The sequence below is a fragment of the Kiloniella spongiae genome (genome assembly GCF_001026905.1).
In the GTDB taxonomy this organism is placed as follows: domain Bacteria; phylum Pseudomonadota; class Alphaproteobacteria; order Kiloniellales; family Kiloniellaceae; genus Kiloniella; species Kiloniella spongiae.
Window position 1 is genome coordinate 36598 of the sequence record NZ_LAQL01000017.1, and the last position, 19606, is coordinate 56203.

Genomic DNA, 19606 nt, shown 5'->3' on the forward strand with positions numbered 1-19606 from the left:
CGTTATTTTGCGTATTAATGCGGCTATATAATTATTGTGTTGATTGTGAATATTGATATTATTTTTGCATGTCCGTAAGCACCAAGATTGCAAGAAATTTATCAATCAAGCACCTTCGTGCTTTTGTTTGTATCGCTAAGTGTCGTTCGTTTAGTCGTGCTGCAGATCAGTTGGCTATGTCTCAACCTGCTCTGACTTTATGCATCAAGCAATTTGAGAGTATTGTCGAAGTTGCGATGCTGCAACGAACGACGAGATTGGTATCACTTACGCAGCAAGGGCAAGATTTTTTACCAAAAGCAGAGCGAGTTCTGCAGGACATTGATCTTGCAATCATTTCTGCCCGTACTGATGCATTAAAACAGGAAAAATGCGTTAAAGTTTCAATGCTTCCTTCTGTCGCTGTACGAATATGGCCGGAAGCGATGCGTAGTTATTCAGAAGTACAACAAGATACTGATGTGCGTGTCTATGATGATAATGCAAAAGGGGTTTTCCAGCAGGTTCTGTCTGGTGAAGTTGACTTTGGGGTTTCAAATATTTGGAACCCCGATCCTGATTTGAATTATATACCGTTTGTTCGGGATCGTGTTGGTTTAATTTGTCGTAATACGCATCCACTTGCCAGATCTTCCGGGCCATATAAATGGGATGATTTGAGTGATCTTGAGTTTGTTGGTATGGCAGCGGATACTGGCATTAGTCGTTTGATGTATAGTAAAAATGATTTTCCTGAATCAGTATTTTCACCAAAATTCACTGTTCTAACAATTGCTGCTTTGGCTGGAATAATCGAAAACGGCGAAGCTGTTTCTGCGTTGCCTGCTCTTGCGTGCCCGGATTATTTGAATCCTTCAGTTGTCTATAAGGAATTAAAAGAGCCGATTTTGTATCGCGATCTTTATTTTGTTACTCATAAAAAAAAGCCTCTTTCAAAAGCAACTGAGATCCTGATCGCCTTTCTTCTTCAAGAGAGAAATCAAATATGTTCCAAATTTCCAAATAAAACTGTTATGGCAACAAGCTTTGCAGGGTAATTTATTTGTTTTTTTTATAAATAAATCTTTTTTTTAAATTTCACTTCTCTTCATGAATCCACAAAGATTTTCATTATGAAAATAGTGGAGGATTTACATGCTTTCTTCAATAGCAATAAAAATGCGGCCAGAAGCCGAAGTCATGAACCTAGAGCGCTTAGGCTCTATACACTCATCAACTCTCAGTTTTATGCGAACTTTGGTGCGCAGAATTATGAAGGAAGAGTGGAGATTTGAACATCAGCTTTTTGATTTGGATGAAAATGGTTATGGAACGGCCATTTATCGGATAACAACACCTAATGATACATTCAGTTTTGTACTGTTTTCTGATCATCTTTCCGATGAAGATCGAAGCGATCGCGTCATTGCCACGCGTTGGGATTTGACGATGGCGTTGTGTGAAGGTGTGGTCGATGATGTATGGCTGGAAAATTTAAGGCAAAATGTTCCGATACAGGAAGCTGGACGTGTAGATGCGCGTGTCTTTAGTTTATCCCGTGCAAACAGAAGCTCTCGCCTATTTGACTATGTTTTGAATGAGCTGTGCGCAGGGCGACAACCAAACGTTGATCGTATCGCGCAAGTTGGTTACCTTTATCGAACAACCGCAGTTTATGGTAGCGGAAAACTTGGCATGGCTGATTGGAATAAAGTCAGTAAAAATTTCAAGGACTTTAATCGTCCCTTCGCCCCGGAAATGTTTATTTGTTATTTGCTACGTCAGTTCAGCCTGGATCAAATCGAACACATTGCTAAGAAGCGTGCCGGAGATAAGGCGGTCGCAATTGATGATCAGATCAAGCGATATTTCGGTATTGGAAATTCAACTGGATTAGGAATGGCACCATATTTGGTGAATCATGGTGAACTGCTAAGCCAGTGGATTGAAATGCGTGAGACTGCATTGGTTCAGGTTCTGCATAAAGTACGCCCAACAACAAGGCGTGTTGAGCTGTTTCATGATTTACTGAAGCGCGCTGCTATACATTTCCAGGAAACCAATACTGAGGATCAAGAACAAACAGAACGAAATAAAATACTCGTAAAAGAATTGGCTGAAGTTAAAAGTTGGTTATCTGCACAAGAAGGTCAACTTGATACATGGAGTGTTTTATCTGTTCATGCCAAACAGACCTGGAGCTTGGAAACACAGGAATTAATTCACTCCATTTGTATGGAGATTCATCCTGAACTGGTGAATGATTTAGAAGAAACATGCACTGTTGTTCCTAATCCGGTACTGGATCCGGAAGTCTCGACAAAAGCCTTATCCAAATTGATTGAAGAAAGATATGGCTGGGCATTGGATATTGATTTTTCAAAGCCTGAGGCCTGTGATGCTTTTTGGTATAGATCTGAAGAGAAACTGGAACCCAGGCTTGGGTTTATCGGGGCTGATCCTGGTGTCGAGAAACAGATGCCGTTGCCGATTGGACGACGGGTTCGTGATTGTTATGACCTCTTGATTGATGATGTCAAAGAATACCCTGAAAGTGATGTCATTCATTTCTTGCTAAGACATCCATCTCAAAAAAGTATCGTGCGTCGCGTTCAAACCATGACAAAACACCGATTTGCAGAAATTCAAGCCAATCTTTCAGATCGTAATATACGACCAATGGATATGTTGCGGTGTAAACTCGCATTCTTTGGCGTTAGTAAATTTGATCCGAGATCAAAATTATGGGTGCGTAATACGATGTATCAAGGAGCACCGTTAGTCAGTGATATTGGTCAACCGTATGGCAGTTGGTTTTTACCTCTTAAACCCGTTCTAGAGGAGAACAGAAAATGAAGGTTTCCCGGAATGAGATGATTACTGCCTTGTCACGGGCTTACGAAGGGGCTGGCCATCATATTGGTGATTATGATGATGCTTCTCAAATGATCACATGGTCGCATATGTGTGGCTTGGGTGGATTTGATGATATTGAATTACCACCTTTGGGATCAAAAGGGGATGCGACGCCACGTCTATTGTTCGAAACTTCGGATCTTGCTGTTATCAATGCTGGTGGTGCTGATGTATGTGAACACGGAATACTGGCTGCAAATTTGGCTTTTTCAAAAGCACAGAAATCTGGTTTTGCCATTGTCCAACTTGAAAAATGTCTCTATCCCAAGTTAATTTTGCACTGTTTGTCCTTGATTGCGCAAAAGGGTGTATATGTTGCGGCTTACTGGATGGATAATTTTGGATCACATGGGGTAAGTTTTGAACGCGGTGCTATTTTCCCGAATTACTGGGTGACGGAAAAGGAGCAGTGTGATAGCCAGTCTGATTATTCTACAGTTACAATAATTTGTACAACAAGCCCTGCCTTTCTGGCAGATGCGATCGGACATCAGGCCGAGCATCCAGAATTAAGACATGTTGATTATTCAGCAATTCAACTTTCTGCTAATTATATGGAAGCATTGGAAAAGGGCATTTCTGTTGAGCAAAATAGCTGGGGTGCTTTGAATATGGCTGCTTGGCCTATTCTTGTTCCTGACAGTAAACAGTCCCGTGCAGGTGCAGGACCGGGTGATTAGAAAAGAAAGCTTGATGACGTAAACAATGAAGCGTTGTGGGGCTATTACTCTCGAAGAGTAATAGCCCCAAGAGTTTGAAAATGATAGTTTGTAGCGTGATTGTCTTTTTAGTTACTGGTAAAGGCAATGCGAATAGCCATGCCACCTAAAATTGTTGCCGTCGCCCAACGCAGCAATGTTTTGACACGCTGACTTGCTTTCACCTTTGCTGCCGCGAAAGAGGTCAGGAGGATAAGCACGACAAAAACAATGTAGCCGTTGATATTAAACAGAAGTCCTAAGGCGAGTGTTTGCCGCACCACGTCCTGAGGCGCTGCATCGATAAATTGGGGAAGAAAGGCGAGCATAAAAAGACCGATCTTAGGGTTTAAAAGATTGGTCATGGCGCCTTCCATAATAATACGTCCATTTTTATATCTGGATGAATGTGATTGTGTCCCGTTTTTTGTGGGACGTTGTGGCTGGGACGTTAGAATTTTATATGCGATATAAAAAAGATAAATCGCACCCGCAATTTTGAGTGTCAGAAAAGCAGTCTCCGACGCAGCAAGAAGTGCTGATATTCCAAGTGCTGAAGCTGTGGCATGTACCATTGATCCCAAGCTAATACCTAAAGCAGCAAGTAACCCTGCTTTCTTCCCCTGATCTGTTGTCTTGGCAAGAACATAGGCCATATCAACGCCGGGCGTTAAATTCAAGGCGATCCCGGCAAGAATGAAGGGAATAAGTAACGACAAATCAGGAAGAAGCTGTGGCATGCTTAATACTCATAATAAAGCCCGTAGGATTTGGTTCATCCTACGGGCTTTATAATCAATGAAAAGCTTTATTCAAAAACTTCGTTGATATTCTGTTCTTCCGGGAAACGTGAAGGGCCAAAACGATTTGGACCTGCTGTTCCTCTCAGGAAGCCATTTTCGACTAACGCCCAAATACCGCCAATATATGGAACTAAGTTAATCAAAATCCACCATCCACTTTTATCTCTATCGTGCCAACGTTTGATTTGGACAACAATAGTTGAATAAATTGATAGCAGGAAAAAGATGATGGTTAATACTGGGTACCCATCATTTATTGCCGCAAATTGATCAAAAATTATAGTAATAATCAAGATTACAAAATAAGGTAAAAAGTAACGAAGCCAATAATCAGAACGTGTAATTCTGCCTTGTGCAGAAAGTAAAAACCATTTCCAGGAAAAGTCCTGGCTACCTGAAGCCACGGGTGGCTGTGTCATTGTGGAATCTGTCATAAAAAATCCCCCCAGATTCATTGAACAAAATAGAAACTCACTTAAGAACGATTTAAGTCGGTTGTCTACATAACATTATTATAGTTGTGATTCTATCGTTTTTATCTCGGACATTTGTATCGTAATTGAGAAATATCCCGCAAGTAATTCAGGTGTTAACGCCGTCAAGAATTATGGCTGGAACATTGACCTTTTCGTATCTGTATGGTCAAAAGCAGGTATAAATCAATTTCACAAAGAAACTTGTAATAAAATGTCGTCAGGAACCCTAAGCGAAAACCGCGTATTTCTGTTTGATTCCACTTTGCGTGATGGACAGCAAACACAGGGAGTTGATTTCTCTGTTGCTGATAAAATTGCGATTGCCATGGGATTGGATACGATTGGCGTTGATTATATTGAGGGGGGATGGCCGGGGGCCAATCCGACGGATAATGAGTTTTTTAACGAACGTCCTGATCTTAAAGGAGCGCAATTCGTTGCTTTTGGAATGACACGACGTCCCGGGCGGTCTGCTGAAAATGATCCGGGACTTGCGCCGTTGGTCAATTCGGCTGCTGATGCTGCCTGCATTGTGGGTAAGACGTGGGATTTCCATGTGGATGTTGCGTTGGATATTCCAAGAACAGAAAACATCGACATGATTGGCGAGTCCATTGCTTTTCTGAAAGCGCGTAAAAGCGAAGCGATGTTCGATGCGGAACATTTCTTTGATGGCTACAAAGCAAATCCTCAGTTTGCCATGGACTGCCTTTTATCTGCTTATGACGCCGGGGCGCGCTGGATCGTTCTTTGTGATACCAATGGCGGGACATTGCCACAGGAAATCCGCCAAATCGTGAGTGACGTGACGGATAAAATCCCCGGAACGCATCTTGGCATTCATTGTCATAATGATACTGAGAACGCGGTTGCGAACTCACTGGCGGCGGTTGAAGCAGGCGCGCGTCAAATTCAGGGAACTCTTAATGGATTGGGCGAGCGATGTGGCAATGCAAACCTTGTTTCGCTGATACCATCGCTAAAGCTTAAAACAACCTACGATGTCGGTGTTAGTGAAGAGCAACTCAAACGCTTGACGTCTGTGTCTCATATGTTGGATGAGCGCCTGAACCGTGCTTCATCCAGTAACGCCGCTTATGTCGGACAGTCTGCCTTTACGCATAAGGGTGGATTGCATGTTTCGGCTGTTGAAAAAGATCCCAAGACATATGAACACATCAATCCGGAAGATGTGGGGAATAGGCGTCATATTGTCGTGTCGGATCAGGCGGGACGTTCGAACGTTTTGGCGATGTTCCGGGATATGAATATCAATCTTGATGTTCAGGATAACGGCAAGATGACAACCTTGCTGCAACGGGTAAAAGATCGTGAATACGAAGGCTATTCCTATGATGGTGCCGAGGCCAGTTTTGAATTATTAGCGCGACGGGCCTTTGGCGAAGTTCCCAAATATTTCGTGCTTTCGCGCTTTCGTGTAATGGATGATCGACGCTGGGATGCAAAGCATAATCTGGTGACTGAATCAGAAGCCACAGTCCGTCTGGACGTCGGTGGGAATGAAATCATGGAAGTCTCGACTGGTAATGGTCCGGTAAACGCGTTGGATTGTGCTCTACGGAAAGCCTTGCTGCCTTTCTATCCGGAACTTGAGGACATGGTCCTACTTGATTATAAAGTGCGCATTCTAACGCCACAGGATGGAACGCGAGCGGTGACTCGTGTGATGATTGAATCAGGGGACAGCACAGGGCGTAGATGGACAACAGTCGGTGTGTCACCAAATATTATTGATGCGTCTTATAATGCGATAAATGATGGCATTACATGGAAGCTTTTCCATGAAAAAGCCAAAAGCATTTAAACAAGCGTTTGATTTCAAAAACGGAGAATACAGTGGCCGGTACTGATTCCACGCAAGCAACTTTGGCTCAAACATCAAAAACAGGTGGCCCAGCGATTATTCTGGTGAAGCCTCAGCTCGGTGAAAACATTGGTATGGTAACTCGTGCCATGTTGAACAATGGGCTTACTGAATTACGCCTTGTAAAGCCGAGGGATGGTTGGCCGAACCCTGCGGCGGAAGCATCGGCGGCAGGTGCTATTGAGGTACTGGAAAAAGCACAGGTTTTCGAAACGACAGAAGAGGCAATTGCTGATTTGCATAAAGTCTATGCGACCACGGCTCGCACACGGGATATGACAAAGCCAGTTGCTGTTCCGCATTATGCGGCCAAAGAAATGCGTGCTTTTGATCAATTCGGCCAGAAAGTTGGCGTGCTCTTTGGACCGGAAAAAGCTGGTTTGCACAATGATGATGTTGTTCTGGCGGATACTGTTATCTCAGTCCCGTTGAACCCCAAGTTTTCTTCCTTGAATTTAGCTCAGGCTGTCTTGTTGATTGCTTATGAATGGTTTCAACAGGGTGTTGATGTCCCGGATGAGGAACTCTTGCTCGGCAGCTCGCCATTGGCGACAAAGGATGAGTTGCTAAATTTTTACAAACGTCTTGAGGCTGCGTTAGATGAATCGGGCTTTCTCTGGCCGCCAGAAAAACGCCCGAACATGGTACGGAATTTACGGAATATTTTCCAACGTGCTCATTTAACTGATCAGGAAGTCAATACGTTGCACGGCGTGGTCAAGACTTTACAGCTAGGGCCTCGTGTTCAAAAGTCGCCAAAAAAGCAATAGACGCAACTTCTCCTATTATGAAAGAAGAGCGCAAAATGAAGTGGTTAAACTTCTAATTCTGCGCTCTTTTTTGTTTTATCCGTTTGAAATTAGATCAAGCGGCATCTTAGAGAGATTTTCACATCCATCTTTTGTGACGACAACCGTCTGTCCGGGGCACATGGCGGTGTTATTATCGCTATCCATCAGAATCATGTGAAGAAAGAAAACCATATTCTCCTGCACTTCTACGGGATTGCCATGGTAGAACATTGGCCAATCCATCCAGTTCGGCGCAAAAGTGGTTCCAAGGCTGTATCCGGTGGCGTTCAATCGATGTTCCTGCATACCCGCTTCATCGGCAACCCGTGCGTAGGCATCAAAAACATCGCCGACAGCAGCGCCGGGTTTTAGCGTTTCCATACAAGCGGCCATGGCATCTGTTGCAACCTTATGCATCTCTATCTGGCGAACAGTTGGTGTACCGATCACGATGGTACGCATCATGGCAGCGTGATAGTGACGATAGGCTCCGGCCCATTCCAGTGTTATCTGATCTTCAGCATCAAGATGCCTGCGGCCAGTGAAATAACGACAAAGCAAAGCATCTTGGCCAGAGCCAATGATAAATTCATTTCCCGGATAATCACCACCACCTTTAAAGACAGCTCCTTGCATGGCGGCGAGGATATCACCTTCAAATGCTCCGGGCACGCAGAGCTCATTTGCTTCGCGTAGGGCATTATCGGCGAGCTCTGCTGCTTTGCGCACATACCCAAGCTCTGCAGGGCTTTTAATGACCCTGAGTTGACTAATTAAATCAGAAGCATCTTCCAAGCGGCAGAAACAGTCTAGGGCAGCATACAGACGGCGTCCGTTTCTGGCCGTTAATCCATAGGATTCGAGCTCGACTCCAAAGGTCTTGTCTTTTCCTCCGTGCTCATCAAGAATCTTCCGAAGTTCCAATTCCGGTGTGGCATCGGGACCATCAACCCATATTCTGACATCATCGATAATGGACGTATGCCTAGCTTGCCGAAGATCTGCGGATCTGGTCAGCAAAGTCATTGTGCCGTCGGACCCGAGATAAAGGCACTGAAAGAAAACATAACCAAAGGTATCGTATCCGGTTAGGTAAAACATTGATTCTTGGCGGAAAATTAACATTCCATCCAAGTTCCTTTTCACCATTTCATTAATTGTATTCTGACGGCGTTGGGCGAGTTCCTCTTCGGAAAAGTGGATTGCCATTGGCTTAACCTCGTAAAATGAGTAGTTCTGCAGACCTGCAGGAAAGATGTAGAAAAGTATCTTACGCAGGCTTTGCAATCTGTACAGCGGGAAATAGGTTTGACTTTTGGATGTGTATCCGTATAGTCGCGCCTGCATTCCCGGGAAAGTGGGGCGGCCCAAGGCCTGTTCCCCGTCCTTAATTGGAACTACCGGGACACCAAACTAATGTATAGGATACAGAAATGTCCAAGCGTATTGCTGCTAAATATAAGATTAATCGTCGTCTTGGCGTGAATCTTTGGGGTCGCCCTAAAAGCCCTCTAAACCGTCGTGACTACGGCCCAGGTCAGCATGGCCAGCGCCGCAAAGGTAAGACTTCTGATTTTGGTACACAGCTTATGGCCAAACAGAAGCTCAAAGGTTACTACGGCAACATCGGTGAAAAACAGTTCCGTCGTTACTTCGCAGAAGCTAACCGTCGTAAAGGTGATACAGGTCAAAACCTTGTTGGTATCCTTGAAAGTCGTTTGGACGCTGTTGTTTACCGTGCAAAATTCGTACCGACAGTATTTGCTGCTCGTCAGTTCGTGAACCACGGTCACGTAACTGTAAACGGCAAAAAAGTCAACATTCCTTCTTATCTTGTTAAAGAAGGTGATGTAATTGAAGTTAAAGAGAAAAGCCGTCAGATCCCTATGGTTCTGGAAGCTGTTGAATCTGTTGAGCGTGAAGTTCCAGAATATGTAAATTCCGACCTGAAAGCGATGAAAGCTACTTTCGTTCGCGTTCCTGAACTTGCTGATATTCCATATCCAGTTCAGATGGAACCAAATCTGATCATCGAATTTTACTCCCGCTAATCGGGACAAAATTCTGCTAACGATTTTTGTTGGCATCAAATGGTTATTAAAAAAGGTTGTCAGTTATACTGGCAACCTTTTTTGTTTGAGCAATATTAAAGCACACAGTCTCTCTTGGGTTTGACTCCGTTGAGCTTGGCTCTAATGAGGCTGGATTGCTGTTTACTGTTTATGAGCTTGGGTTAAAAGCTGTCAATTCCTGGTACCTTGCACTCACCTCTGGTGAATATTTGTTTTACATGACCAAAGCGATGTTGTGCTATTTTCAGATAACCTTTGCAATTATGAAAGCGAATAAAGGTATCGTAACCTTCAATACGTTGCCTTCTGTCATTACTGGTACCACGTTCAAGCGTTGTTTGTGATTTAATGCTACTTTGATCAACATTGTACTTGGTCAGTACTTCTTTTACTTGGGTAGGGTAGGGATTAGGCGCGGCTGCATTTGCAGGTAATATCAGGATACTACCCAAGAATAGAGTACTGGAGGCTATTAAAGCAGGGGATGTAAAGTGTTTCATCGGTCGTTATCTCTTTGGTTATAAATTGTCAGGGGGACGATTTATAAATAGTTGTAGCTAAAGAGATTTAAATGCCTGAATAGAATTAGATACATCATCTTATTGTGAGAATTCGTTGAGTTTTCGAGCATAAACTTGAATTATTAGCCACAAAAATACGCGATAAGGGTTTTGGCGTTATTCTTTGTAATATGATGTAACTAACTAATATGTCCGTAATTTTTGATTTCGTTGTTGGAAGAATGAATTGATATTTGCCAGCTTAGGCATTTCAAAAGCTATCACAGTGGTGTGAGCTCTTTTATAAATAGCGGGTAAAATAAAAGGCCGCCCAAGGCGACCTTTTATTTTAGTAATACGCGAAAGATCCGAGAAAGCTTAAGAAGCTTGTTCCTGTGCCTCAAATCCTTTGTCTTTGAAAAACTGTTGAAGTTCGCCAGTCTGGAACATTTCACGTAGGATATCACACCCACCTACGAATTCACCTTTTACATAAAGCTGGGGAATTGTCGGCCAGTTGCTGAAATCCTTTATACCCTGTCTAATGCTTGGGTCTTGTAAAACGTCAATACCCGTAAACTTAACGCCAAGGTGGGTTAAAATTTGTGCCGCAGTTGCGGAAAACCCACATTGTGGAAATACAGGTGTACCTTTCATGAAAAGTACAACGTCGTTTTCATTTACTTCCTGACGAATGCGCTCAGCGACAACGTTATCCATAAGGTCTATTCCTTGATCGTATTAATTCAGTAAGGTGTTGGCTTAGCTCTGCGGGGCAGAAGTCTGTAAAGCCAGCGCGTGTAACTCATTACCCATACGTCCCTGAAGGGCTTGGTAAACCATCTGGTGCTGCTGCACGCGGGTTTTCCCTTCAAAGGCAGGCGAAACGACGTAAGCTGCATAGTGATCACCATCGCCACGAAGATCTTCAATGGTTACATCTGCTTCGGGCAGTGCATCCCGAATCAATGCTTCGATCTCTGCAGGGTTCATCGGCATAAATACTGTCCTTGTTCTCATTTCTCCGGTTCGGATTGAGAAGCTTATTTTGGATTCTCAACCCTTTTCAGATACCACACTACAAAGCTTGTTCGAAAAGATCTACAGGAGAGGTATGTTTAATCCTCTCCTGCGTCAAAATTTCTTTTCGAAAGGCGGATATAAACCTATCCAGCCATATAGTTTGGCATCCATGCTTCGTTGCATGTGCGAAGCTCTGCTACGGATATGGTGCTTCCACCCGGTAGCGTCAAGTCATTGCCGCCTGTACGGCCAACAACAACGGCTGAAACGCCAGCTTCTTCGGCTGCTTCAAGCAAGCTCTCGGCATCGCCGATGGAAATCAGATAACGGCCCTGATCTTCACCAAATAGCCAAGCCGTTGTCGGCGTTTCAACTTCGGCAGGCTTAATGACTTCTGCACCCATGTTGGATGCAATGGCCATATCGGCAACAGCCGCGGCAAGGCCTCCGTCTGATAGATCGTGGCAGCTTTTGACAAAACCGCCTTCAATTTGAGATCTTACAAAGTCACCATTTTTACGTTCGGCAGCGAGATCAACAATCGGAGCATTTCCTTCGCGACGTCCTTCGATCACATCAAGATATATGGACATGCCGACATGCCCAATTGAGCTTCCGATGAGAACCAGACTTTCACCTTCAGATTCAAAAGCAACGGTTGCTGTTTTAGTAGAATCTTTAAGCAAGCCGACGCCACCGATAACAGGGGTCGGGAGAATGCCTTTACCGTTGGTTTCGTTGTAGAGAGAGACGTTGCCGGATACGACTGGATAATCCAGTGCCAGACAAGCATCACGCATGCCTTCGATACAGCCTACAAACTGTCCCATAATTTCCGGGCGTTCCGGATTGCCAAAGTTCATGTTATCAGTAATAGCCAGAGGCGTCGCGCCAACAGCTGTAATATTACGGTATGTCTCTGCAACGGCCTGTGCACCACCACGAACAGGGTTCGCTTTACAATAGCGTGGCGTACAGTCAGAAGTCACTGCAAGGGCACGGTTGGTTCCGTGAACACGAACCACACCGGCGTCACCACCCGGGCGTTGAATTGTGTCACCCATCACCATGTGATCGTATTGTTCCCACACCCAGCGGCGGCTGGACATATTCGCGGAACTGATCAGGGTTTTCAAAGCATCCGTTGTATCGGTTGCTTCGTTGATGTCGCTTGCCAACACATCTTTGGAATCTGGTGTTGACACCCATGGACGGTCATATTCCGGGGAATGATGAGCCAATGGTTTAATCGGAAGATCACCAACAGTATCCCCGTGGAATTTCAGAACCATACGTTTGCTGTCTGTCAGTGTACCAATGACCGCAAAATCCAAGTCCCATTTTTCCATGATAGAACGTGCAAGATCCTCTTTCCCCGGCTTGAGGATGATCAGCATGCGTTCCTGACTTTCGGAAAGCATCATCTCGTAAGGAGTCATGCCTTCTTCGCGTTGAGGAACTTGATCCAGATTGAGCTCAACCCCCATGTCACCAGAAGAAGCCATCTCAAATGATGAAGATGTCAATCCGGCTGCGCCCATATCCTGAATAGCAACGATAGCATCGGTCTGCATTAGCTCAAGACAGGCTTCAATCAATAGCTTTTCTGTAAAAGGATCACCAACCTGTACAGTCGGACGTTTCTCGTCTGACGCATCATCAAATTCAGCAGAGGCCATTGTCGCGCCGTGAATGCCATCGCGACCTGTTTTGGATCCGACATAGACAACCGGATTACCAACACCAGATGCTTGGGCTGTGAAGATGCGATCTGCCTTTGCCAGACCAACGGTCATGGCGTTTACGAGGATGTTGCCGTTATAAGAAGGATCAAACTCGACTTCACCGGCAACGGTTGGTACGCCAACGCAGTTACCATAACCACCAACACCAGCAACAACACCTGAAACGAGATGACGCGTCTTGGGGTGATCGGGCTCACCAAATCGCAGTGCATTTACATTGGCAATTGGACGGGCACCCATCGTGAAAACATCACGCAGGATACCACCAACACCTGTTGCCGCACCTTGGTAAGGTTCGATAAAACTTGGGTGGTTGTGGCTTTCCATTTTGAAAATGGCAGCATTGCCATCACCAATGTCGATAACACCAGCATTTTCACCTGGTCCCATAATGACCTGTGGCCCTTCGGTTGGAAGGGTTTTAAGCCATTTTTTTGACGATTTGTAGGAACAATGCTCGGACCACATAACCGAAAAGATACCCAGTTCCAGAAGGTTGGGTTCGCGGCCCATAATCTCAAGAACGAGGGCGTATTCTTCTTCGTTGATTCCGTGTTCAGCGACGATTTCAGGGGTAATTTCACTCATTTTTCTATCACCTTATGAAAGTGCCGCAACAAGGCTATCAAACATGGGGCGTCCATCTGTGCCGCCGAGAACATCTTCGCAGAGGCGTTCTGGGTGTGGCATCATTCCAAGAACATTACCTTTGGTATTGTAAACACCGGCAATATTATTGAGGGAGCCGTTCGGATTGCTGGCTTCGCTAACGCTGCCGTCTTTGGCGCTGTAGCGGAACGCAACTTGTCCATTGTCTTCCAGGGCTTTCAAGCCTTCTGAATCCACGAAGTAGTTTCCATCGTGGTGCGCAACAGGAATGCGGATGTTTTGCCCGGCCTGATACTGTTTTGTGAAGACTGTGTCGTTGCGTTCTACCTTTAAGTGAAGGTCACGACAGACAAATTTCAGATTGCTGTTACGCATAAGCGCGCCAGGAACAAGACCACATTCTGTTAGGATCTGAAAACCATTACAGATACCAAGAACAGGGACACCTTTGTTAGCACGGGCAACAACTTCTTTCATAACGGGTGATTTGGCTGACATGGCCCCACAGCGAAGGTAATCACCATAGGAAAATCCGCCGGGAAGGCAAATTAGATCAACATCATCAAAGTCGGCATCTTTATGCCAGACCATCTGGGGTTCAGATCCCATGGATTGGCGCAACGCAACCTGAATGTCTCGGTCACAGTTGGATCCTGGGAAAACGATAACCGCCGCTTTCATTGGCAAGTTCCTCGTAGTTTGAAATTACAGTAAGCCATTACAAATATTTAGCCGTGAAGGCAGAAACAGTATTTCTGCATAGCACGAACTTACTGCTCCAGATCGATGGAATAGTTTTCGATCACAGTGTTTGCCAAAAGCTTTTCGCACATGGCTGTAACGGTTTCGCGTGCTTTTGCTTCATCGGTTTCTGCGATATCAAGTTCGATGAATTTGCCCTGGCGTGCTTCGTTAACACCATCAAAGCCCAAAGAGCCTAGTGTGTGTTCGATCGCTTTGCCCTGTGGGTCTAGGACTCCGTTTTTCAGAGTGACATGGATGCGCGCTTTCACCCGTATTCTCCATTATTCAGTTGCAAACAGAAGTCAGGTTCTTTTTTGACGTCCCATAAGCTACTTTTGTTTAAACAATTTGGGGACCTTTTGAAGGCCCCCGCTACAATGGACCTTTAGGTCCAGATTTCGTTCTCAGTTCTTCCCGAGGACATACAAAAAATCAGGGCAGAGGACTGCATTATTTTTGTTCGTGCTTTAAAGACAAAGGCCGTCAACGTTTTAAGAAAACTGTTGATGGATAGATAAGATAGAACTGATCTTGCGCCAACCGGCACGGATGACAGGCAATAGTGTAATGTGCCCGTTAAAGAGGCCAATGGTTTGCCTTTGGAAAACGGCTTGCCTGGCATTCGCTCAGTCCCTTGGGTTTCTACCCAGAAAGAGGTAACAAAGGATGGATATGTATTTCCATTCCTATACATTCGCGGTCCATATAGCAGTCTATGCTATAGAAGACAATCCCGCTTTGGCTTTCTCAATCAGATAGAGTTTTCTGAAAATAGGCTCTTTTTGTTCCTGCAAGATTAACTATTTAATATTACATGCCATTTTGATTGATTATATTGCTTCTTTTAATTTCTGAGTTTGCATTTTTGATATCCACTGGCTGTATAAAATCAAATAAATTTTATATTTGAACTTCTTCAAACGCCACATCACTTGGCTTGCCATTGGCGAACCACCACTTTGTTTTCTCTGGAGTCCCCTGTGCGGTTGTTGCTTCTGGGCTGGGAAGTGCGATGAGTGATGATGAACTTGTCTCAAAGCCTGTGGATGTTTCGACAGTCATTGCTGCTTTGGGATAGGGGTTTTTGCGCGCCAAGATTTCTTTCCAGCCGCTCCAGTCATTTGTATCTACGTCAGGAATGAAGTTCGCAAAATCTTGCCTGTGGGTTGTTATGCGTGGACTGTCATCATTGGCATCGCCTGCCGTAATCATAAAAAGTCCCTTGGGGATGGGGAACACTTCTACTGCTCCGGGTCCTTTTTCTGTATCACTCCGTAGCCAGAAAGCTTTTTTATAATCAGCTATGATCAGATTGAAGCTTCTGTAGGCTGTCGTATTCAGATCAGCAAGTGCTATTGCTGCATCGTAGGAATCGGCATGATCCAGAGCTTCTAACACGAGTTCACCTCTGCTGCGTTTGTCTTCTTTTACGCCGAGGCTTCCTCTTCTGTTTAAGACGCAAGAAAGGAGGCCATAGTCATTGACACCTAACCAAGTACCTCCGGCAAGTTCATCAAGACCTGCAACGGTTTCTGGGCGATCACCCCAATGTCGTTTGGGGGGGAGCCAGGGACGATTATTCATTTCGTCACGATTGCCAGCAAATAAAAGTGGCCATTTATGCCCAGGGCGAGAGAGAAGGGTAACGGTACACATGGTTCCTGCTGTAAATGCAATTATATTAATATAATTAACGAGTTTCCCTTGCAGAAGTGAAGGGGTATGACAAAATATATAACAGATGGTTTGATGAATGGCTTTCAGTTATTTTGTAAACTGATTTTGTGTTAAGATAACCAAGCAATTTAAAGTTCAAGAATGATAATTAAGTTCAGGCAAGGAGTCTTTGTTTTATGATCAACATTAGTGACCGCGAAAAGGCATTTGAAGACAAATACCAGCATGATGAAGAGTTGCGGTTCAAAACAGAAGCGCGCCGTAACAAGCTTCTTGGGCTCTGGGCTGCTGATTTGATGGGCCTTACCGGAGATGCCGCTGAAGAATATGCGAAGACCGTGATCAAAGCAGATTTGATTGAACCTGGTGATGAAGATGTGAAGCAAAAGGTTCTCAAGGATTTCCAAAGCCGTAATGTAGATAAATCTATCCATCAACTGGAACGTCAAATGGCTGAGTTGATGGAAGAAGCCAAGAAACAGTTAATGACCGAATAATCTACCGTTAGTATTTCTGTTCTTTGTTATGCAAAAGGAGCTTTCGATGAAAGCTCCTTTTTTGATTCATGGGCTTTGGATATCTATTTCGTTTAGTGTTTTCTTGACCCCAGAGGGTAAACTTTTGGTTATTAAATTGCGTTTATACTGAAAGATACAAGTATGTTTCAGAATTTTTTATATTTCAGTCTCTATCTAGGGAAATGTAAAACATGGATGCATTGCAGGAATTGAAAGAAGCTTATGAAAACAAGTACAAGCATGAGCAAGACGTTCTCTTTAAGGTCAAGGTACGCCGGAATAGATTAGTGGGATTTTGGGCGGCTGAGTTGATGGAATTATCAGGCAGTGACGCCGAGAAATATGCAGAAGAACTCGTGGAATTACATATCAAGGATACTGGGCGTGATCGCTTGCAAGTTAAGATCGTCGATGACTTTACGCGTTATGGCGTGCACAAGTCAGAACATCGTATTGAACGGCAGATTCACGATTTTATGCTTCAGGCCCAAGAGTTGGTAAAAAACGAATAGTTTTCCTTGAGTATAAGGAGATGATTGAAAGAAAGCCCCGAAATCAGGGCTTTCTTTTGTCAAGACAATGATCATCTGAGATCATATGATGATCCCGTACAGACTTACTTGCCAAAAATCCGTTCAAAGATACGATCTACGTTTTTTGTATGATAGCTGATTGAATCTTCATCAAGCAATTTACTGAGTTTTTCGACGCTTAGGATTTCCATCAAGCCTTCGTCTTTGGACATAAAGAAGAAGAAACGGTTGTCATGTTCCTGTGCTTCTTTTTCCACTGCATCGAGTTCGGCAGGTGAATCCGGGTTGTCAGGATCAATGCCATAACTTTTCCATACACGCATGGCGTTGCGCTGTACGATGCGATAGGCGTCTTCACGGCTGATGTCATTCTGAGTGAGGTAAAGTAAAACGCGCTGGGCGTCGTGGATACCACCAAAGTTATTCATATGATCAAGCATATTTTGTGGGTAAACCACAAGCTTTTCAATGGTGCCAGCCAGACGGTTCAGTGCAAAATCAAGTGTTACAGTGGCATCTGGGCCGATCATGCGTTCAACAGACGAATGCGAGATATCACGTTCGTGCCATAGAGCGACATTTTCGAGCGCGGGTGTCACCGCGGAACGAACTATGCGTGCCAATCCGGTCAGGTTCTCTGTCAGAATTGGGTTCCGTTTGTGTGGCATTGCAGAAGAGCCTTTTTGGCCCGGTGCGAAATATTCTTGTGCTTCGCGAACTTCAGTCCGTTGCAGGTGACGAATTTCAGTGGCAATGTTTTCTACAGAAGAAGCGATGATACCCAAAACGGCAAAGTAATTTGCATGGCGATCACGAGGGATGACCTGGGTTGAAATTGGCTCTGGAGTCAGGTCCATTTTCTTGGCTACATGTTCTTCAACAGATGGGTCAACATTGGCAAAGGTACCGACAGCACCGGAAATTGCGCAGGTCGCAATTTCATCACGCGCTTGTTGCAGACGTTTTTTGTTGCGATCCATTTCTGCATAGAAGCGGGCAAATTTAAGACCCATGGTTACAGGCTCTGCATGGATGCCGTGCGAGCGACCAATACAGGCCATGTGCTTCGTTTCTTTTGCACGCTTTTCCAACGCGGCGAGTAGGCGATCCATATCGGAAAGTAAAATATCCGCAGCCTGGGACATCTGAACGGACAAGCAAGTGTCCAGGACATCAGAAGATGTCATGCCCTGATGTACAAATCTGGATTCTTCGCCGACGTTTTCTGCAAGCTCGGTTAGAAAAGCAATGACGTCATGTTTGACTTCTGCTTCAATTTCATCAATGCGAGCGATCCGTTCCGGGGTGTAAGGTATTTGACCCTTTTCCCAGATGACGGCCGCGGCTTCTTTGGGAATAACACCTAGAGATGCTTGGGCGTCACAAGCATGCGCTTCAATTTCAAACCAGATACGGAATTTATTTTCTGCTTCCCAGATTGAAGTCATTTCTGGGCGACTATAACGCGGGATCATGGTGCTTTTGTTCCTTTTGGAAAGTGCACAAAGTCATGGCAACTTTTAGATGCCAACAATCTCTGGTGAAACAAGCGAAGTTGTTGGCATCTGTCAACCGTTATAGTGAATTTATCTTATTCTTTCTCTTTACAAGCGATGTTATTCAGTCGTTATCACTCTGCGGTCATGGATGGTTGTTTTTGAAAATATACATGTATGTGTATACAGCTTTGTGTCTTGGTCTCCCTGTCTTTCAACAACCCATTTCTTGTGCTATAGCCCTCGACCATAAAAATTTAATGAAAAATTCATTGAGGCGGATGTGACACAAAATTCAGTAAATAATGCTGATAATCTAACTGACTTTTCCAAACTTTATTGGCAGTGGCTGCCATTGCTGATGGTAGCAGTTATGGTTATCGGTCGTACAATTTTCCCGGATTGGGCAGAGTACGAATACTATATTGAGAGCGAGCGGCGCGGTATTGTTGAGAATGCGGCTTTTGTTATGTTGGTACCGGCAGTCATTTTTGGCTTTCTTGCTTGGCGTATGCGTGATGCTTTGCCGTCAAAATACCTCGGCTATTGGTTGATGCTTTGTACTATTGCAGTCTTTGTTGCTGCAGGTGAAGAAGCAAGTTGGGGACAGCATTGGTTTCAGTGGGAAACCCCAGAAAGCTTGGCAGCTATTAATGATCATAATGAAACCAACTTCCATAATACGCTTAACGGTCACGATACGACGATAAAGTCAATTATCATGGTGGGCATGGCTATTGGAACGATGGTTATTCCGCTTATTATCAGGTTTGGATATATGGCGAAACCAGCCATGGGAAGCGCTCTTTATTGGTTATTCCCAACTGTTGTGGGATTGCCAGTGACTATCTACTGTCTCGTTAGCCGTGTTCTGAGGCAGCTGTTTCAGAAATGGACCCGGCTGGATGAGCACATGTATTTTGATATGGACTTGAACGAATTAAGCGAATTTTATGTCGCTTGTTTCTTGTTCTTCTATCTCTTTTCTTTCTGGTACCGTTTGCGACAGGTTAAAGCATCGTAAATTGATAGCCTGAAACTAAAAAAAGCCCCTTTAATTAAAGGGGCGTATACATAGAGAGACATAAAGGTTTGCTATTATCCTTTCTGTCTCTCTATGTCATTAAGATGTTGCTACACT

At 44.4% G+C, this 19606-nt stretch carries 21 protein-coding genes; 9 read left to right on the forward strand and 12 right to left on the reverse strand.

Annotated elements, in window-relative coordinates:
• Positions 1–68: 68 nt before the first annotated feature.
• The 3 genes from WH96_RS18315 (at position 69) to WH96_RS18325 (ending at position 3575) form a co-directional block, all read left to right on the forward strand.
• On the forward strand, positions 69–1037 hold the full coding sequence (locus WH96_RS18315; protein ID WP_047765682.1) for a LysR family transcriptional regulator: 969 nt from the start codon (positions 69–71) through the stop codon (positions 1035–1037).
• 97 nt (positions 1038–1134) lie between these two features.
• The gene (locus WH96_RS18320; protein WP_047765683.1) at positions 1135–2835 is read left to right on the forward strand and encodes a hypothetical protein; all 1701 of its coding nucleotides are present in this window, start codon (positions 1135–1137) and stop codon (positions 2833–2835) included.
• Complete coding sequence (locus tag WH96_RS18325; protein WP_047765684.1) at positions 2832–3575, forward strand: DUF3726 domain-containing protein; 744 nt, start codon at positions 2832–2834, stop codon at positions 3573–3575. The genes WH96_RS18320 and WH96_RS18325 overlap by 4 nt, the downstream gene beginning before the upstream one ends.
• A gap of 107 nt (positions 3576–3682) precedes the next feature.
• Here the strand turns inward: WH96_RS18325 and WH96_RS18330 are convergent, their stop codons facing one another.
• A complete protein-coding gene (locus tag WH96_RS18330) occupies positions 3683–4333 on the reverse strand; it encodes a LysE family translocator (protein ID WP_047765685.1) in 651 nt (216 codons plus the stop codon).
• 68 nt (positions 4334–4401) lie between these two features.
• Positions 4402–4830, reverse strand: a complete 429-nt coding sequence (locus tag WH96_RS18335; RefSeq protein WP_053006129.1) for a DUF805 domain-containing protein — start codon at positions 4828–4830, stop codon at positions 4402–4404.
• Between the two features lie 253 nt (positions 4831–5083).
• Between WH96_RS18335 and cimA the strand changes: the two genes are divergently transcribed.
• On the forward strand, positions 5084–6697 hold the full coding sequence (cimA, locus tag WH96_RS18340) for a citramalate synthase (RefSeq protein ID WP_047765686.1): 1614 nt from the start codon (positions 5084–5086) through the stop codon (positions 6695–6697).
• A 32-nt stretch (positions 6698–6729) separates the two neighbouring features.
• Positions 6730–7527 (forward strand): RNA methyltransferase, encoded by a 798-nt coding sequence (locus tag WH96_RS18345; protein ID WP_047765687.1) that lies wholly within the window; start codon positions 6730–6732, stop codon positions 7525–7527.
• Between the two features lie 75 nt (positions 7528–7602).
• Here the strand turns inward: WH96_RS18345 and WH96_RS18350 are convergent, their stop codons facing one another.
• Positions 7603–8919 (reverse strand): M24 family metallopeptidase, encoded by a 1317-nt coding sequence (locus tag WH96_RS18350; RefSeq protein ID WP_204248244.1) that lies wholly within the window; start codon positions 8917–8919, stop codon positions 7603–7605.
• A 62-nt stretch (positions 8920–8981) separates the two neighbouring features.
• On the opposite strand from WH96_RS18350, the gene rpsD reads away from it, so the two are divergent.
• Positions 8982–9599 (forward strand): 30S ribosomal protein S4, encoded by a 618-nt coding sequence (rpsD, locus tag WH96_RS18355; RefSeq protein ID WP_047765689.1) that lies wholly within the window; start codon positions 8982–8984, stop codon positions 9597–9599.
• A 182-nt stretch (positions 9600–9781) separates the two neighbouring features.
• On the opposite strand, the gene WH96_RS18360 is transcribed toward rpsD, so the two are convergent.
• The 8 genes from WH96_RS18360 to WH96_RS18395 form a co-directional block, all read right to left on the reverse strand.
• Positions 9782–10120 (reverse strand): hypothetical protein, encoded by a 339-nt coding sequence (locus tag WH96_RS18360; RefSeq protein ID WP_047765690.1) that lies wholly within the window; start codon positions 10118–10120, stop codon positions 9782–9784.
• Between the two features lie 378 nt (positions 10121–10498).
• Entirely contained in the window at positions 10499–10840 is a 342-nt protein-coding gene (gene grxD, locus WH96_RS18365) for a Grx4 family monothiol glutaredoxin (protein ID WP_047765691.1), read from the reverse strand.
• Positions 10841–10882: 42 nt separating this feature from the next.
• Positions 10883–11119 carry a BolA family protein gene (locus WH96_RS18370; RefSeq protein WP_046508034.1) on the reverse strand — a complete coding sequence of 79 codons (237 nt, stop codon included), beginning with the start codon at positions 11117–11119 and terminating at the stop codon, positions 10883–10885.
• A gap of 167 nt (positions 11120–11286) precedes the next feature.
• Positions 11287–13476, reverse strand: a complete 2190-nt coding sequence (gene purL / locus WH96_RS18375; protein ID WP_047765692.1) for a phosphoribosylformylglycinamidine synthase subunit PurL — start codon at positions 13474–13476, stop codon at positions 11287–11289.
• Between the two features lie 12 nt (positions 13477–13488).
• Positions 13489–14178: a phosphoribosylformylglycinamidine synthase subunit PurQ gene (purQ, locus tag WH96_RS18380; RefSeq protein ID WP_047765693.1), complete on the reverse strand. Its 690-nt coding sequence runs from the start codon at positions 14176–14178 to the stop codon at positions 13489–13491.
• A gap of 89 nt (positions 14179–14267) precedes the next feature.
• A complete protein-coding gene (gene purS, locus WH96_RS18385) occupies positions 14268–14510 on the reverse strand; it encodes a phosphoribosylformylglycinamidine synthase subunit PurS (protein ID WP_047765694.1) in 243 nt (80 codons plus the stop codon).
• Positions 14511–14626: 116 nt separating this feature from the next.
• Positions 14627–14935, reverse strand: a complete 309-nt coding sequence (locus tag WH96_RS18390) for a hypothetical protein (protein ID WP_162200173.1) — start codon at positions 14933–14935, stop codon at positions 14627–14629.
• Between the two features lie 206 nt (positions 14936–15141).
• Positions 15142–15897 (reverse strand): NRDE family protein, encoded by a 756-nt coding sequence (locus WH96_RS18395; protein WP_047765696.1) that lies wholly within the window; start codon positions 15895–15897, stop codon positions 15142–15144.
• A gap of 197 nt (positions 15898–16094) precedes the next feature.
• On the opposite strand from WH96_RS18395, the gene WH96_RS18400 reads away from it, so the two are divergent.
• Positions 16095–16415, forward strand: a complete 321-nt coding sequence (locus WH96_RS18400) for a DUF1476 domain-containing protein (protein WP_047765697.1) — start codon at positions 16095–16097, stop codon at positions 16413–16415.
• A gap of 212 nt (positions 16416–16627) precedes the next feature.
• Positions 16628–16948 carry a DUF1476 domain-containing protein gene (locus WH96_RS18405; RefSeq protein ID WP_047765698.1) on the forward strand — a complete coding sequence of 107 codons (321 nt, stop codon included), beginning with the start codon at positions 16628–16630 and terminating at the stop codon, positions 16946–16948.
• 104 nt (positions 16949–17052) lie between these two features.
• Here the strand turns inward: WH96_RS18405 and purB are convergent, their stop codons facing one another.
• Positions 17053–18444 carry an adenylosuccinate lyase gene (purB, locus tag WH96_RS18410; RefSeq protein ID WP_047765699.1) on the reverse strand — a complete coding sequence of 464 codons (1392 nt, stop codon included), beginning with the start codon at positions 18442–18444 and terminating at the stop codon, positions 17053–17055.
• A gap of 304 nt (positions 18445–18748) precedes the next feature.
• Here purB and WH96_RS18415 point away from each other — a divergent pair, with 304 nt between their 5' ends.
• Positions 18749–19489 (forward strand): hypothetical protein, encoded by a 741-nt coding sequence (locus WH96_RS18415; protein WP_047765700.1) that lies wholly within the window; start codon positions 18749–18751, stop codon positions 19487–19489.
• Positions 19490–19606: the final 117 nt, after the last annotated feature.

What these genes read in the sequence shown, in the direction of transcription:
- WH96_RS18405 (WP_047765698.1), top strand. Translation starts at nt 16,628, where the DNA reads ATGGATGCATTGCAGGAATTGAAAGAAGCTTATGAAAACAAGTACAAG.
- WH96_RS18360 (WP_047765690.1), bottom strand. Translation starts at nt 10,120, where the DNA reads ATGAAACACTTTACATCCCCTGCTTTAATAGCCTCCAGTACTCTATTC.
- WH96_RS18330 (WP_047765685.1), bottom strand. Translation starts at nt 4,333, where the DNA reads ATGCCACAGCTTCTTCCTGATTTGTCGTTACTTATTCCCTTCATTCTT.
- WH96_RS18390 (WP_162200173.1), bottom strand. Translation starts at nt 14,935, where the DNA reads ATGTATAGGAATGGAAATACATATCCATCCTTTGTTACCTCTTTCTGG.
- WH96_RS18335 (WP_053006129.1), bottom strand. Translation starts at nt 4,830, where the DNA reads ATGACAGATTCCACAATGACACAGCCACCCGTGGCTTCAGGTAGCCAG.
- WH96_RS18395 (WP_047765696.1), bottom strand. Translation starts at nt 15,897, where the DNA reads ATGTGTACCGTTACCCTTCTCTCTCGCCCTGGGCATAAATGGCCACTT.
- WH96_RS18370 (WP_046508034.1), bottom strand. Translation starts at nt 11,119, where the DNA reads ATGCCGATGAACCCTGCAGAGATCGAAGCATTGATTCGGGATGCACTG.
- purL (WP_047765692.1), bottom strand. Translation starts at nt 13,476, where the DNA reads ATGAGTGAAATTACCCCTGAAATCGTCGCTGAACACGGAATCAACGAA.
- rpsD (WP_047765689.1), top strand. Translation starts at nt 8,982, where the DNA reads ATGTCCAAGCGTATTGCTGCTAAATATAAGATTAATCGTCGTCTTGGC.
- WH96_RS18400 (WP_047765697.1), top strand. Translation starts at nt 16,095, where the DNA reads ATGATCAACATTAGTGACCGCGAAAAGGCATTTGAAGACAAATACCAG.
- WH96_RS18320 (WP_047765683.1), top strand. Translation starts at nt 1,135, where the DNA reads ATGCTTTCTTCAATAGCAATAAAAATGCGGCCAGAAGCCGAAGTCATG.
- cimA (WP_047765686.1), top strand. Translation starts at nt 5,084, where the DNA reads ATGTCGTCAGGAACCCTAAGCGAAAACCGCGTATTTCTGTTTGATTCC.
- grxD (WP_047765691.1), bottom strand. Translation starts at nt 10,840, where the DNA reads ATGGATAACGTTGTCGCTGAGCGCATTCGTCAGGAAGTAAATGAAAAC.
- WH96_RS18315 (WP_047765682.1), top strand. Translation starts at nt 69, where the DNA reads ATGTCCGTAAGCACCAAGATTGCAAGAAATTTATCAATCAAGCACCTT.
- purB (WP_047765699.1), bottom strand. Translation starts at nt 18,444, where the DNA reads ATGATCCCGCGTTATAGTCGCCCAGAAATGACTTCAATCTGGGAAGCA.
- purQ (WP_047765693.1), bottom strand. Translation starts at nt 14,178, where the DNA reads ATGAAAGCGGCGGTTATCGTTTTCCCAGGATCCAACTGTGACCGAGAC.
- WH96_RS18325 (WP_047765684.1), top strand. Translation starts at nt 2,832, where the DNA reads ATGAAGGTTTCCCGGAATGAGATGATTACTGCCTTGTCACGGGCTTAC.